Genomic DNA, 14,761 nt, shown 5'->3' with positions numbered 1-14,761 from the left:
GGCGATGAAAGGAGCAAGTTTGGCCGTATGCTATGCCGGTTGGGAATGACAGATCGTGCCCGGCGCGGCAGGTGCGACCATAGCGCCTTTACCCGAATTTACTGAACGCTCAGGCGCTAATCCGCCGCCGCTGTGGGCATGCTGCCGTCCAGAATGATCATCAGCGCACGTTCCCAATTGCCCGGCGCGGATCGTTCCGACGCGCTTTCAAGAGCGGTACGCAGCAGGGGCAATTCATGCGCGCCCCGCTTGCGCAGGATTGCGCGGGCCTCATCCTCTGGAGTCGCAGCCGCCTTGGCGTGCAGGGCGCTGGCCGCCGCGCCCACCACCAGATAGCCGATGGATTGCAGCAGACGGATCGCCTCATCGGCGGTAAAGCCGCGCTTCGTCATGGCCCGCAACCATGCTTCCGTCCTGTCGGCGCTGGCAAGCTGCCCCATCCCGCCCGTCATGTAGGAGATCAGCAGCTGAGCGTCGCCGGTCAGCAGTTCGAACAGGGCCCGCGCATGGTCCAGCGCATAGTCTTTCCAGGACTGTCCCTCATCTTCCGGGAAGGGGTGCATCCTCGCCGCGCGGGCGGCGGCGAGCATCACCAGTTCTTCGCGGGTGGCGACATAGTTGTAGAGCGCCGCCTTCACCACGCCCAGCCTGTCCGCCACCCGGCCCATCGTCAGCGATTCCAGCCCCAGATCCAACGCAGCGTCGATGATCTGATCTATTTCAAGGCTGCGCGGCCGCCCAGGACGCCGAGGCGTTTTCGGCTCTCCGGCTTTTACGGGGTCTTTCATGGCACCATGTTTTCCACGCCCCCGAAACCCCGTCAAGCAAAGCGCCATCCGCCCACGCGCTGAACGGGGCGGCAGGCGCGGACCTTGCCAGGCCGTACGGCCTTGCCGTGACGGCCGGTCAGAGCACGCTCACCACCCTCAGCCCCTCGCCGGGCGTGCGTACAAGCTGGTTGCGGAGCGGCAGGGTGAAGCAGTTGGCCGATATTTCGAACACATCGCCTTCCCGCGTTTCGATCTGGTCGGCGAAGGACAGGGTGGCGGTGCCGAAGAAATGGATGTGGACGTCGCCGGGCCGCCGGAACTGCCCATATTTGAAATGATGATGTTCCAGATTGGCGATGCTGTGGGACATATTCTTTTCGCCCGACAGGAACGGCTTTTCCCAGAGCGTCTTGCCGTCGCGCAGGATGCGGCTGTTTCCCCGCACGTCGCCCGGCAGTTCGCCCAGCAGAAGTTCCGGCCCCAGCGCCGCCTGCCGCAGCTTGCTGTGGGCGAGGAAGAGATAATTGACGCGCTCCATCACATGATCGGAAAATTCGTTGCCGATGGCATAGCCCAGGCGGAAAGGCGTGCCATCCGGCCCGACATAATAGATGCCCGCGATTTCCGGTTCCTCGCTGCCATCGGTGGCGAAGCCGGGCATGGCGATCGGCGTTTCGGAACCGATCAGGATCGACCCGTCGCCCTTGTAGAACCATTCGGGCTGCACGCCTTCCTGGCCGGGCGCAGGCTTGCCGCCTTCCTCGCCCATCAGGAACATGCGCATGCTGTCGGTGGCGTGGCCCGCGGCGGCGGCCTTGTGCATCTTGTCGCGCCCTTCGGCGGAACCGAGATGGGTAAGGCCGGTGCCGGAAATCAGCAGATGAGCAGGATCGTCATGGTCGACCGGCGGCAGGAAGACGAGGCGGTCGAGCGTCATCGGATCGCCAAGCCGATCGGCCGCCAGCGCGGCCAGTGTGCTTTTCGCGGCGATCGCATCGTCCGCCAGCGCGCGGACCGATGGCGTCGAGTGCAACCGGCGCGCCTGACCTTCGGCATCGAGCGCGAGGACGCCGCGCGTGCCATTTTCTACGAACTGAACTAGCGACCTGATCATGCGGCATTCTCCATCTTGCCGGGGGGACGGCGGGTGATTTCCTTAGGCGGGCTTCCGCCCCGCTGGACGTCCCAGGTTGACGAGCACTGGTTGCGGATATACTCGTACAAATAGAAAAGCAATCAAGGATGCCCTGTGCGCAGATCAACTATCATTCATGGCATAGCAGCCTTGATGGCGCTGACGCTCGGTCCGGCGCCTGCATCGGCGGCGTCGTCGGCGGCGGCGGTGACGGACTGCCCGCTGCGCGACATGCCCTTTTCCCTCGGCTCTCCGCTGATCGACATATTGCTGAGCCCGGCCGCGCACGCCGTGGTGGAAAGCGAAGCGCCCGGCGCGATCGCCAAGATGCCGCCCATGTTCCGCGGCACGACCGCGCCCAGCTTCGCTTCCATCCTGACGCTCAAGGATGCGGGGAGCTTCCTGCGCCTCAATGGCGCTCAGCTTGCGGCGATCGACCGGAAGCTCAAGCTCCTGCCCGTCACCGCCTCCGACCGGCAGGCCCGCTGCGCGCGTTATGACAATGACCGGCCGGTGTTCGACCTGCCCAGGGGCAAGCCCCGCATCCTGCTGTTCGAGAAGATGACGGGCTATCGCGACGGTCCTTCGGTGGATGCCGCGCATGAGGCGTTTTTCGCGATGGCGAAGCGCAAGGGCTGGGCCATCGCAGCGACGGACAAGGGCGGCGCGATCCATCCCAAGACGCTTGCGCAATTCGATGCCGTGATCTGGAACAATGTCAGCGGCGACGTGCTGACGCTGTCCCAGCGCAAGGCGCTCCAACATTTCCTGAAGCGCGGCGGCGGCTTCGTGGCCGTCCATGGTTCGGCCGGTGATCCCGCGACCTTTTGGGACTGGTATGCCGATGATCTGATCGGAGCGCGCTTTGCGGGACATCCCATGGGCCCGCAGTTCCAGGACGCACGCATCGTCGTGGAGGACAGGGAAGGCCCGGTCGGCCAGGGACTTCCGCCGGAATGGACGATGAAGGACGAATGGTATTCCTTCAAGAACAATCCCCGCGCCAGCGGGTCGGCCATTATCGCGACGCTGGACGAGCGGAGCTATAGCCCCAAAGGCATGGGCGGGCAGGACCTGCGCATGGGCGGGGATCATCCGATCGCCTGGACCCGCTGCATGGGCAGGGGCCGGGTCTTCTATTCGGCCATCGGGCACCGGCCGGAGGCCTATTCCGACCCGGCCTATGTGAAGATGCTGGAAAATGCCGTGGGCTGGAGCGCGAAGGGGCGGCAGGATGGCTGCACCAGCAGCGCTTCTGGCGCGACGGGACGAGACTGACGGCCATGCGCGCCACTTTCGGGTGACAACTGCTCCCATCCAGGTCTAATGATCACATATGATCAAAAATGATGATCGGTCCTGACCTGAGTGGAGAAGATGATGAAATTCCATGCCCTTGCCTCGGCGGCGCTGCTGCTGACGGCGGCGCCTCCGGTCCTTGCCCAGGCGGATAGCGCGCAAGGCTGGATCAGTCATCCGGAGGCAGGGCCAGAGGCGCGCCCTATCGTCCTTCACTTCCGCCGCGCCTTTGACCTCAAGGCCAGGCCCGCCAGCTTTCCCGTGCGCGTGACCGCCGACAACCGCTTCATCCTGTATGTGAACGGCCGCCGCGTGGCGTCCGGGCCTTCGGCGGGGGACATCGATCACTGGCGGGAAGAGAGCATCGACCTTGCCCCCTTCCTGCAACGCGGCGGCAACGTCATCGCCGCGACGGTATGGAACGGGGTCAAGCCGCTCTCCCTCCCCCGCGATGCGACACCGGCGCAAATCACGGCGGCGCAGGGCGCATCCCTTTTCACCAGCACCGCGCCTCTTTTCCAGCAAAGCGTCGCCACCGGCTTCCGCCTGATCGCCGGTCAGGAGGGCCCCGCCATCGGCACCGGCACGCCCGGCTGGCGCGTCAAGCGCGACGCCGGGCGCGGTTTCGCCAATGGATGGCGGCAGGTGAAGAACTGGTATTATGTCGCCGGCAATCCCGAAACCATCGACGCATCGAAGGCGGAGTTCGACTTTGCCGGAGCGCAGGAAAAGGGGGGCGGGTGGCTGGACGCCGTTCCCGCTCCGCAAGCGGCCGGACGCACATTGGTCGCTGACCGGCTGCCGCAACAAAGCCATGTGCCGGTCCCGGCGGGCAAGGTCGTGCGCACCGGCCTGCCCGCCGCCATGGCTTTCCCCGGCAGGCCGGTGACGATCCCGGCCAACAGCAAGGCGACCCTGCTGATCCAGCGCGACGCGATGGTGGCGGCCTATCCCGAACTGTCCGTAACAGGCGGGCGCGGGGCCAGGATCAGGATGCTGTGGGCCGAAGCGCTGTATGACGAGAAGAATCGCAAGGGCGATCGCAACCTGATCGGCGACCGCAAGCCAATAGGCATTTGGGATATATTCATCGCCGATGGCCAGCCGCGCCGTTTCGCACCGCTTTGGTGGCGGACATGGCGCTTTGCCGAAATCACGGTGGAGACGGCGGACCAACCGCTGACGCTGCAAGGATTGCGCGCTTTCGAAACCGGCTATCCCTTCGAGCAGGTGGGGCAGTTTTCCAGCGACGATCCGCAGCTCCAGAAAATCTTTGACATCGGCTGGCGCACGGCGCGCATCGATGCGCACGAAACCTATATGGACACCGCCTATTGGGAGCAGCTGCAATATGCGGGGGACACGCGGCTGCAAATGCTGATCTCCTACGCCGTGGCGGGCGATCCCCGGCTGGCGGAGCAGGCGATCGATGCTTTCGCCGCGTCGAATGTGGATGGCGGGCTGATCGAGGGCGCATGGCCGACGCGCGGCAATAATGTCATCGCGCCGTTCGCGCTTTTGTGGGTCGGGATGCTGGACGATTGGCGGATGCGCCAGCCCGATCCAGCGCCGATCGTGCGCAATATCGGCCGGATGCGGCAGATCATCGACTGGTTCAAGCCCTATCAGACGGCTTCGGGGCTGTTGAAGAAGAACCCGCAATGGAACTTCATCGATTGGGTGGGCCAGCCCGCCACCGACCGGGACATTTTCCCTTCCTACAGCAGGGACCGGCAGGAAAGCTGCCTGATGAGCGCGCTGTGGCTGGGCGCGTTGCAGCAGGGCGCGGCGATCGAGGCCGCGTTCGGCGACGCGGCGAATGGGCAGCGATATGGCGGAATGGCCCAGCAGCTGAAAGCGGCGATCCGCCAGCATTGCTGGGTCCCGGCGCGCGGCCTGTTCGCCGACAATCCCGACGGCGGCCGGTTCAGCCAGCATATGAACGCCCTCGCCATCCTCTACGATGTGGCGTCCAGGGAAGAAGCGCGGGGGATCATCGATAAAATCGTTGCGCCGGGGAAAGGGATCGACGCGCCGGAGGGCATTACGCAGGTCAGCTATTATTTCGCCTGGTATCTGGCGCAGGCGCTGGTCCATGCGGGCGAAAGCGGCCGGTATCTGGCCTTGCTCGACACATGGCGCGACCTTTTGAAGCTGAACTATACGACCTGGCCGGAGGAACGGGACGGTTCGGGACAGGGCGGACAGGCCATGTCGACCCGGTCCGACAGCCATGCGTGGAGCGCGCATCCCACCGCCGATCTGCTGGGCATCGTCGCGGGCATCGGACCCGATGCGCCGGGCTATGCCCGGTTGAAGGTGGAACCCGCGCCGGGTTCGCTCCGCCAGTTGCACGCCACTGCCGCAACGCCCTCCGGCCCGGTCAGCGTCCGCTACCAAAAGGCGGGCGGCACGTGGAAGGTGGAGATACGCCGTCCCAAGGACCTGCCGGGCGATTTCCTGTGGAACGGCAAGCGCTATCCGCTCACCCGGACGACGACGAAGCTGACGGTGCCGGTGCGCTGACGCGCCAGGGCATATCCAGCGTTGCCCCTAGCCGCGTCAGCATGGCGGCTTCCCCTGCCGCCGTCTGATCGGCGGGTTCATATTCAAGTTCCAGGATTCCGGCATAGCCGATCGCCCGGATGGCGGCGAGGATCGCTTGCCAGTCGAGCGTGCCGAGGCCGATATCGACGCGATCCGGGATGTCGGCGGCCTGGATCAGGCCGATCGCGCTGGCGCACTGCCGCAGCGCATCGGCGACGGCGTGGCCCATCATCGCGACATGGCCGATGTCGAACAGCAGCCGCACCGAAGGCATGGCGACGGCATGGACGATCTCCATCGCCGGTTCGATCCGGTCCAGCAGCATGCCGGGGATGCGCGCGAACGCGATCGGCTCGATCAGCAGGACCAGCCCCGCCTCTGCCGCCTGCACAGCGGCGCGCTTCAGATTTTCCGCCATGGCCGTCAACTGGCTGGCCATGGCGCGATCGGGATCGAGCCCGGCGACGCAGACCGCCCCTGCCCCGCCGAAGCAGCGGGCGATGGCGGCGCTTTCACGAATGCTGTCCGCCTGCATCTGCACGGCGGCGTCATCGGTGCGGCTCCAGAGCGGCGTGTTCCAATGGAACGGGTCGCCACCGATGCTGCTCAGGACCAGGCCGTGCTGCTTCATGCGGGCCGCCATGGCCGCCTGCTCCTGCGGCGGACGTATCTTCATGAAGAGGTCCTGCACCCCGGCAAAGCCATGCGCGGCCAGCGCATCGATCTGATCCAGCGGAGCGGGGGAGCGGCCGAGATGCGCGAGCAGCGGAGCGTCGGGACTGCCCAGCCCCAGATGGCCGCCGAGGCGTGGCGGGCCGGGTGCGCTAGAGCCGGGCATCGTCTTCGCCGCTTGCGATGCGCCAGCCGAGACCCGCAATCTCCGCCGCGCGCGCGCCGTGGAGGGCGGCGGCCTCATTCGATGCGTTGCCGTCCATCGCCCGGCGGTAGACGCCCTGCCGGATGGCTGCATTGCGGAACAGCGCGAAGGCGAGCGCATAGCGCCAGTGCAGCGGATCGATCTCTCCCGCCCCGCCGCGTTCGGCATAGCGACGCAGATAGTCGGCTTCGGACGGGATGCCGAGCGCTGGAAGGTCAGCGTCCGAAAGGCCGCGATAAGCTTCGCCGGGCACCCGCCACGCCATGAGATGCTGGGCCAGGTCGGCAAGGGGATGGCCAAGGGTCGAAAGCTCCCAGTCCAGCACGGCGGCGATGCGGGGCGCGTCCGGCACGAAGATCAGATTGTCGTTGCGATAGTCGCCATGGACGATGCGGCTTGCCTCCAGCCCCGGATCATGGGCGGGCAGCCAGTCGATCAGCCGCTCCATCGCATCGATCCGCTGCGTCTGGGTGGCGCGATATTGCCGGGTCCAGCGCGCCACCTGCCGCGCGAAATAATTGCCGGGGCGGCCGAAATCGGAAAGCCCGGCATCGGCCGGTTCGATCGCATGGAGCACGGCGAGGACGCGGTTCATCTCGTCATAAATGGCGGCGCGATCGACCGGCGAAAGACCCGGCAGCCGCGCGTCCCAGAAGTTGCGGCCGTCCACATAGGCCATGATGAAGAAAGGCGTGCCCACGATCGCGCCATCGTCGCACAAGGCCAGCGGGCGGGCGACGGGCACCCCCATATGCTGGAGCGCGCCGGTGACGCGATATTCCCTTTCGATGGCGTGGGCCGAGGGCAGCAGCACCCCGTCCGGCTTGCGGCGCAGGACGAAGCGCGGCGCGCCATCGACCGACAGCAGATAGGTCGGGTTGGACTGGCCGCCCGGAAATTTCTCCGCGCTGAGGGTCCCCGCCGCGCCGGGCACATGATCGCGCAGCCAGGGCGAAAGGCGCGCCGTGTCGAGCGCGCGGACGTCAGCCATATTTTGCGAGTTCGAGGCGGCCAAGCTGGTGGCGGTGCACCTCGTCCGGGCCATCGGCGAAGCGGATCTTGCGGGCATGGGCATAGTAGCTGGCGAGGAAGAAATCCTGGCTGATGCCCGCGGCGCCATGCGCCTGCATCGCCCAGTCGATGACCTGGCAGGCCATGTTGGGCGCGGCGACCTTGATCATCGCGATCTCCGCTTTTGCTTCCTTGTTACCCACGGTGTCCATGCGATGGGCGGCGTGAAGCGTCAGCAGCCGCGCCTGATCGATCATGATGCGGCTGTTGGCGATGCGTTCGATGATGACGCCCTGCTCGGCCAGCGGCTTGCCGAAGGCGACGCGGCTTTTCACCCGGCGGCACATGGCTTCGAGCGCGCGTTCCGCCATGCCGATCATGCGCATGCAGTGATGGATGCGGCCGGGACCAAGCCGCGCCTGCGCGATTTCGAAGCCGCGCCCTTCGCCCAGCAGCATGTTGGATGCGGGCACGCGGACATTGTCGAAGATGATTTCCATATGGCCGTGGGGCGCGTCGTCATAGCCCAGGACGGTCATCGGGCGGACCACGGTGATGCCGGGCGTATCGCGCGGCACCAGGATCATCGACTGCTGCTTATGCTTGGGCGCTGCCGGATCGGTCTTGCCCATGAAAATCATGAACGCGCAGTCCGCTTCGCCCATGCCCGAAATCCACCATTTGCGGCCGTTGATGACATAGTCGCCGCCATCGCGCACGATCGAGCTTTCGATATTGGTCGCGTCCGAAGAGGCGACGCCCGGCTCCGTCATCGCGAAGGCGGAGCGCATCTCGCCCGCCAGCATCGGTTTCAGCCAGCGTTCCTTATGTTCGGCCGTGCCGAAGCGTTCGAGCGTTTCCATATTGCCCGTGTCCGGCGCGGCGCAGTTGAACACGGCGGGGCACCAGTGGACGCGGCCCATTTCCTCGCACAGCGGCGCATATTCCAGATTGGTGAGGCCAGCGCCATGCGTGCTTTCGGGCAGGAAGAGGTTCCACAGGCCTGCTTCCTTCGCCAGCGGCTTCAGCCGGTCGATCAGCGTGACATGCGCCCAGCGGTCGCCAGTGGCGACTTCGTCATAATAGGCTTTCTCATTGGGATAGATATGTTCGTCCATGAAGGCGCGCAGCCGCGCCAGCAGACCGGCGGTCCGGGGGTTGGGATCGTAGCTCATGCGTAGAAGCCCCTGCCCTCGCCCGCATATTGGGCGAGCAGGGGCGCGGGCGTCCAATAGGCGTCGCCCTGCTGCTCCCGAAACCGCTCGATCGTCGCCAGCACTTTGTCCAGCCCGATCTGGTCCGCCCAGTGCATCGGGCCGCCGGTATAGCCGGGCCAGCCAAGACCGTTCACCATGGCGACGTCGATTTCCTGCGGGCGCGGCACGATGCCTTCGCCCAGCAGCTTCGCGCCTTCGTTCACCATGGCGTAGAGCAGCCTTTCCCTGATCTCCTCCTCGCCAATCTCTCGCAGGGTGAGGCCGTGGCGCTGCGCATGGGCGGCGATCATCTGGTCCGTCAGCGGATTGGGGCTGGCCTTGCGATTTTCATCATAGCTGTACCAGCCCGATCCGGTCTTCTGCCCCAGCCGCCCTTCGGCGACCATCTGCTCCACGAAATCGGCGCGCAGTTCGCGTTCCGTCGCCGACGCAGCGCGGGCCTTGCGCGCGGCGGCCTGCACGTCCAGCCCGGCAAGGTCGCCCAGCGCGAAGGGGCCCATGGGAAAGCCGTAGGACAGAAGCACCTTGTCGATATCGGTGGGCTTCGCGCCCTCCTCGACCAGGAAGAAGCCTTCGCGCGAACGCTTCGACAGCATGCGGTTGACGATGAAGCCGTCGCACACGCCCGACAGGACCGGCAGCTTGCCGATGCGCTTGCCCAGCGCCATGATCGTCGCCACGATTTCGGGGGCGGTCTGGCCCGCGCGGACATTTTCCAGCAGGCGCATGACATGGGCGGGGTTGAAGAAGTGCATGCCGCACACATCTTCCGCCCGGCCCGATGCCTGCGCCAGCGTGTCGATGTTGAGGAAGCTGGTGTTGGACGCCAATATGGTGCCGGGCTGCGTCACCTGGCCCAGCGTGGCGAAGACCGCCTTCTTGATCTCCAGATCCTCGGTCACGGCCTCTATCACCAGTTGCGTGGCGGACAGGTCGCGCGGATCGTCGCTGGTGGTGATGAGCGCCAGCCGCTTGTCCATCGCCTCCTGCGTCATGCTGCCCCTGGCGACCGACGAGGACCAGATTTTGGTGATCGCCTTCATCGCGGCGTCGATATGGCTCTGGTCAAGGCCGATGGCGACGACCGGCAGCCCGGCACTGGCCAGCGCCATCATGATGCCGCGTCCCATCACGCCAAGTCCGATGACGCCCGCGCGCTCTATATCGCGGACGGGCATGTCCGCTGGCAGGCCGGGGATGCGGGCGACCTCCCGCTCGGCGGCGAACAGGTGGCGCAGGGCCTTGGACTGCGGGCCTGCCATGCACTCGCGGAAGATGGCCAGCTCGCGCTTCACCGCTTCGTCGAAAGGCAGTTCATAGCCAAGGCGCACTGCCTCCAGAGCGCGGAGCGGCGCCGTCTGGCCGCGCATTTTCCGGGCCAGTGTCTTTCGTGTTTCCTCGAACAGGGCCGGATCGTCGGCGGGCATGGGCAAGGCGGCGGCGCTGCGTGGTCCCTTGCCCTGGGCGGCGAGCTGTCCGGCGAAGGCGCGCGCCTCTGCGGCAAGATCGCCGCCCTGCGCGATGGCGTCGATCAGGTTGGAGGCCAGCGCCTTGTCCGCGCCGATCTGATTGCCCTCGGTCAGGAGGGGAAGCGCGGCCGCCAAGCCCGCGAGGCGGGGCGTACGCTGCGTCCCGCCGCCGCCGGGCATGAGGCCAAGCTTGACTTCGGGAAAGCCGAACCGCGTATCCTTGTCCGCGATGCGATAGTGGCAGGCGAGCGCGACTTCGAACCCGCCGCCAAGCACCGTTCCATGCACGGCGGCGATGATCGGCTTGGACGCCCTGTCCATCATCGCCATGACTTCGGGCAGGCCGGGATCGGCCATGGGCTTGCCGAATTCCTTGATGTCCGCGCCCGCGATGAAGGTCTTGCCCGCGCAGCGCACGACCAGCGCCTTGACGGAGGGGTCGGCCTCCATCGCCCGGATCGCTTCGGCAAGGCCCTGCCGCACGCTGGCGGAGGTGGCGTTGACCGGCGGATTGTCGATCAGGGCTTCGGCGATGCCGTCCTGAACGCTGTAGGTCACGGTTTGGGACATGATGATTTTCCTGCTTTGTCAGGCTTCGGGCGCGATGGTCAGCAGCACCTTGCCCTTGACCTTGCGTGCTTCGAGATGATGGAGCGCCGCGACGATGTCCGGCATGGCGAAACGCCTGTCGATCACCGGGCGCAGCTTGCCCTGCGCCAGCCAGTCGAGAAGCTGGCGCATGTTGGCCCCCTGCCCTGCCGGATCGGCGCGGACGGTGTTGCCCCACAGGACGCCGACGGCCGAGGCGCTTTTCAGCAGCAGCAGGTTGGCGGGGATGGACGGGATTTCGCCGCCCGCAAAGCCGATGACCAGAAGCCGCCCGCCCCAGGCGAGGCTCTTGATCGCGGTCAGGTTCATGGGGCCGCCCACCGGGTCATAGACGACGTCCACTCCCTGGCCGCCCGTCAGCGCCTTCACCCGTTCGCGCAGATCCTCCCGCGCATAGTCGATCAGTTCGTCGGCCCCCTGCTGTTTGGCAAGCGCCAGCTTTTCGGCGCTGGAGGCGGCGGCGATGACGCGCGCGCCCATCAGCTTGCCCAGTTCCACCGCCGTCAGGCCCACGCCGCCGCCAGCGCCCAGCACCAGCAAAGTCTCGCCCGGCTTCAACTGGCCGCGATCCTTCAACGCATGATAGGATGTGCCATAGGTGATGGAGATGCCCGCCGCGACATGCAGGTCAACCGCGCCGGGCACCGGCCATGCCTGCGTCGCGGGGACGCGGACCTGTTCGGCGAAGCTGCCGCTGCCTGTGAATGCCGCCACCCGGTCACCGGCGGCAAAGCCCTGCACGCCTTCGCCAACGGCGGCGACATGCCCGGCCGCCTCGCTGCCCGGAACGAATGGCAAAGCGGGCTTGGTCTGATATTTGCCCTGGACGATGAGCACGTCGGGATAATTGACTCCTGCGGCGGCGACATTGATGACCAGCTCGCCCGGCCCGGCCTGCGGCGCGGGAAAATCACCGCTGGTCAGCGCGTCGACCGGCGCAAAGTCGGGGCAGATGACGGCCTTCACTTCTCTCTCCTCTTCTGCGCGCGGCGGTGCTGGAGAAGGACTAGGCCCTTGCGGTCATTTCCACCATTTCGAATATTCGACGCGATACATCAGAAAAACTGACGATCACACTTCCGCCAGTTGCGAAGCGAAGGCGTGGAACGCGCGGGCGGCGGCGGGCTGCTGAGTGTCGCGGCGGCTGACCAGGCTGACGATGCGGGTGAAGCGCAGTTCGGGAATGTCGAGCAGGCTGAGTTCGCCGCGCGCCGCTTCCTCCTCCACCGCCAGACGCGACAGGCAGGCAAGGCCAGCGCCGTCGCGCACGGCGCGCTTGATCGCCTCCACGCTGTCCGCTTCCAGCACGATGTTGAGCGAGTTCAGATATTTGAGCGCTTCAACGGTGAAGGAGATGCGCTCGCTCGATTGCGTCTTTTCGAGAATCCAGGCTTCGTCCGCCAGGGCGGCGAGCGGCGTTTCCCCCTGTTCCGCGAGCGGATGCCCCGGCGGGGCGCACACGGCGAGCGAATCCCGCATCCAGGGCTGCGCCTCCAGATAACTGGAATTGACGGGCGATCCGACGATGCCGATGTCGAGCGCCATGTTGCGCACGCCTTCCATCACATCCTGCGACGGCAGCACGCGCAATTCCATCCGCACGCCGGGATGACGGCGCATGAATGTGGCGCACAGGCGCGGCAGCACATAGTTGGCGACGGGCGCAACCGCGCCGATCCGCAGGCGGCCGCGCACTTCCTCCGGCAAAGAGAGCGCTTCCATATCGGAAACCTGCACCAGCACGCGCCGCGCCATTTCCAGCATCGGGCGCCCCTGATCCTTCAGCCGCAGACGGCGTCCTGACCGGGCGAAAAGGCGGATGCCGAGATGGGTTTCGAAATCCTTGAGCGACATGCTGGCGGCGGACGGGCTGAGCCCGATCTCCTCCGCCGCGCCTGCGACGCTGCCGGTCCGGGCGACGGCTTCGAACACGGCAATCTGACGCAAAGTTATCTTCATCGGGCACTCGCAACGCCGCCACCTTGGAGGAAAGGTGCTAGTCCCAAGCGCTGCGGCGGGCAAACGGGAAAGCGCGCCGTCCGCTGCTGGCTTGACCGGAACCGAACGGTTGGATACCGTTCGGTTCGACAAAGGATGGAGAGGTGCGGATGACGATGATCGCGAAGATGGGAGCGGCGGCATGAGCGCGCGTTGCGACCTGCTGATCCGTGGCGGCACGATTGTCGATGGTAGCGGCGGCGAACCCTTTACCGGCGATGTCGCCATACTGGACGGGCGCATCCTTGCCGTGGGCCGCTTCGACGGCACGGCGGACGAGGTGATCGACGCCACCGGCCTGACGGTGACGCCGGGCTTTGTCGACATCCATACCCATTATGACGGGCAGGCGATCTGGTCGGACAGGCTTTCGCCCTCCTCCTCGCACGGAGTCACCACGGTCGTCACGGGCAATTGCGGCGTCGGATTCGCGCCCTGCCGCGCGGAGGACCATGACCGGCTGATCCGGCTGATGGAGGGGGTGGAGGATATTCCCGGCGTGGTGATGGCCGAGGGGCTGAGTTGGGATTGGGAGAGTTTCCCCGGCTATCTGGATGCGCTGGAGGCGCGGCCGCGCGACATCGACGTCGCGGCGCTGCTGCCGCACAGTCCGCTGCGCGTGTTCGTCATGGGCGAGCGAGGCGCAAGGCGCGAGGCGGCGACGGCGCAGGATCGCGAGAAGATGCGGGCGATCACGCGCGAGGCGCTGGACGCCGGCGCGATCGGCTTCGCCACGTCGCGGCTGCTGATCCACCGCACCAAGGCGGGCGAGCATATCCCGACCTATCAGGCCGATGTGGAGGAATTGAAGGCGATCGCCGGGGTCATGGGCGAGGCAGGGACCGGCGTGCTGCAAATGGTGCTGGACGCGCCCTTTGCAAGCTGGCCCGACGAGCTGGCGCACCTGCTGGCGGTGGCGGAGGCTTCGGGCCGTCCGGCCACCTTCACGCTGGGCACGGCGAACAAGGGCGAACCCGTCTGGCGCGAGGCGCTGCGCATCTGCGACGAGGCGAATGCGCGCGGCCTGTCGATCAGCCCGCAGGTGCTGCCGCGTCCGATCGGCATGATATGCGGCTTTGAACTGTCCACCCATCCCTTCTGCCTGTGCCCCAGCTATCAGGCCATCGCCTCGCTGCCGCTTTCCGGGCAGCTTGCGTACCTGCGCGACCCGGAATTCCGCGACCGCATGATCAGCGAGACGCCGGACGAAGGCCATCCGCTGGCAATGATGACGCGCAACTGGGACTGGATCTTTCCCCTGTCCGATCCGCCCAACTATGAACCGGCCGCTGAAACGAGCATCGGGGCGCAGGCGCGGGCGCGCGGGGTTCGCCCTGAGGAGGTCGCCTGCGAACTGCTGATGAATGGCGGCGCGGGCGACGGCATGCTCTACAACACGCTCGGCAATTTCTACGAAGGCGGGCTGGGCGAGATTTACGACCTGATCAACCATCCCGGCGTGGTGATGGGGCTGGGCGACGGCGGCGCGCATTATGCCGCGATCTGCGACGCCAGCTATCCGACCTTCCTGCTGACCTATTGGACGCGGGACCGGGACGGACCAAGGCTGGGTATCGCGCAGGCGGTACAGGCATTGTCGTCCAGGCCAGCGGAAACGATGGGGCTGAACGACCGGGGCCGCATCGCGCCGGGTTACAAGGCGGACATCAACGTCATCGACCTGGACGCGCTGCGGCTGCATGCGCCGCATGTCCGGCACGACCTGCCCGGCGGCGGACGGCGGCTCGATCAGGCAGCGACAGGTTTCGTGGCGACGATCGTGTCGGGCCGCGTCATCCGCCGCGACGATGCGCCGACCGACGAACGCC

11 protein-coding genes are annotated in these 14,761 nt (G+C 66.3%); 3 read left to right on the top strand and 8 right to left on the bottom strand.

All coding sequences use genetic code 11. The features are described 5' to 3' along the window. Positions 1-116: 116 nt before the first annotated feature. Both L288_RS41935 and araD1 read right to left on the bottom strand, forming a co-directional pair. On the bottom strand, positions 117-788 hold the full coding sequence (locus tag L288_RS41935; RefSeq protein WP_021237698.1) for a TetR/AcrR family transcriptional regulator C-terminal domain-containing protein: 672 nt from the start codon (positions 786-788) through the stop codon (positions 117-119). A gap of 118 nt (positions 789-906) precedes the next feature. After that, entirely contained in the window at positions 907-1,884 is a 978-nt protein-coding gene (gene araD1, locus L288_RS29065; protein WP_021237697.1) for an AraD1 family protein, read from the bottom strand. Positions 1,885-2,058: 174 nt separating this feature from the next. On the opposite strand from araD1, the gene L288_RS29060 reads away from it, so the two are divergent. Continuing rightward, positions 2,059-3,183 (top strand): ThuA domain-containing protein, encoded by a 1,125-nt coding sequence (locus L288_RS29060; RefSeq protein WP_021237696.1) that lies wholly within the window; start codon positions 2,059-2,061, stop codon positions 3,181-3,183. A 99-nt stretch (positions 3,184-3,282) separates the two neighbouring features. Next, positions 3,283-5,730, top strand: coding sequence for an alpha-L-rhamnosidase-related protein (locus tag L288_RS29055; protein ID WP_021237695.1), 2,448 nt, complete (start codon positions 3,283-3,285; stop codon positions 5,728-5,730). On the opposite strand, the gene L288_RS29050 is transcribed toward L288_RS29055, so the two are convergent. The 6 genes from L288_RS29050 to L288_RS29025 all read right to left on the bottom strand — a co-directional run bounded on the left by L288_RS29050 (position 5,690) and on the right by L288_RS29025 (position 12,881). Then, entirely contained in the window at positions 5,690-6,589 is a 900-nt protein-coding gene (locus tag L288_RS29050; RefSeq protein WP_021237694.1) for a TIM barrel protein, read from the bottom strand. The two genes, L288_RS29055 and L288_RS29050, sit on opposite strands and share 41 nt — an antisense overlap. Continuing rightward, positions 6,576-7,619 (bottom strand): phosphotransferase family protein, encoded by a 1,044-nt coding sequence (locus L288_RS29045; RefSeq protein WP_021237693.1) that lies wholly within the window; start codon positions 7,617-7,619, stop codon positions 6,576-6,578. The genes L288_RS29050 and L288_RS29045 overlap by 14 nt, the downstream gene beginning before the upstream one ends. Continuing rightward, entirely contained in the window at positions 7,612-8,814 is a 1,203-nt protein-coding gene (locus tag L288_RS29040) for an acyl-CoA dehydrogenase family protein (RefSeq protein ID WP_021237692.1), read from the bottom strand. Before L288_RS29040 ends, L288_RS29045 begins: the two co-directional genes overlap by 8 nt. Beyond that, positions 8,811-10,895: a 3-hydroxyacyl-CoA dehydrogenase NAD-binding domain-containing protein gene (locus tag L288_RS29035; RefSeq protein WP_021237691.1), complete on the bottom strand. Its 2,085-nt coding sequence runs from the start codon at positions 10,893-10,895 to the stop codon at positions 8,811-8,813. The genes L288_RS29040 and L288_RS29035 overlap by 4 nt, the downstream gene beginning before the upstream one ends. A gap of 18 nt (positions 10,896-10,913) precedes the next feature. Further along, positions 10,914-11,900, bottom strand: coding sequence for an NADPH:quinone oxidoreductase family protein (locus L288_RS29030; RefSeq protein WP_021237690.1), 987 nt, complete (start codon positions 11,898-11,900; stop codon positions 10,914-10,916). A 105-nt stretch (positions 11,901-12,005) separates the two neighbouring features. Then, a complete protein-coding gene (locus L288_RS29025) occupies positions 12,006-12,881 on the bottom strand; it encodes a LysR substrate-binding domain-containing protein (RefSeq protein ID WP_021237689.1) in 876 nt (291 codons plus the stop codon). A 193-nt stretch (positions 12,882-13,074) separates the two neighbouring features. Here L288_RS29025 and L288_RS29020 point away from each other — a divergent pair. Then, the coding region (locus L288_RS29020; protein WP_031304163.1) for an N-acyl-D-amino-acid deacylase family protein at positions 13,075-14,761 on the top strand (1,687 nt) is incomplete at its 3' end.

It is taken from the genome of Sphingobium quisquiliarum P25 (assembly GCF_000445065.1).
Taxonomy (GTDB): domain Bacteria; phylum Pseudomonadota; class Alphaproteobacteria; order Sphingomonadales; family Sphingomonadaceae; genus Sphingobium; species Sphingobium quisquiliarum.
The sequence above is the reverse complement of the archived record's forward strand: the minus strand, read 5'-3'. Positions and strand labels throughout refer to the sequence as shown.

Bases quoted from the DNA above. Each gene is read 5' to 3' on its own strand.
- L288_RS41935 (WP_021237698.1), bottom strand. From the start codon at position 788: ATGAAAGACCCCGTAAAAGCCGGAGAGCCGAAAACGCCTCGGCGTCCT.
- araD1 (WP_021237697.1), bottom strand. From the start codon at position 1,884: ATGATCAGGTCGCTAGTTCAGTTCGTAGAAAATGGCACGCGCGGCGTC.
- L288_RS29060 (WP_021237696.1), top strand. From the start codon at position 2,059: ATGGCGCTGACGCTCGGTCCGGCGCCTGCATCGGCGGCGTCGTCGGCG.
- L288_RS29055 (WP_021237695.1), top strand. From the start codon at position 3,283: ATGATGAAATTCCATGCCCTTGCCTCGGCGGCGCTGCTGCTGACGGCG.
- L288_RS29050 (WP_021237694.1), bottom strand. From the start codon at position 6,589: ATGCCCGGCTCTAGCGCACCCGGCCCGCCACGCCTCGGCGGCCATCTG.
- L288_RS29045 (WP_021237693.1), bottom strand. From the start codon at position 7,619: ATGGCTGACGTCCGCGCGCTCGACACGGCGCGCCTTTCGCCCTGGCTG.
- L288_RS29040 (WP_021237692.1), bottom strand. From the start codon at position 8,814: ATGAGCTACGATCCCAACCCCCGGACCGCCGGTCTGCTGGCGCGGCTG.
- L288_RS29035 (WP_021237691.1), bottom strand. From the start codon at position 10,895: ATGTCCCAAACCGTGACCTACAGCGTTCAGGACGGCATCGCCGAAGCC.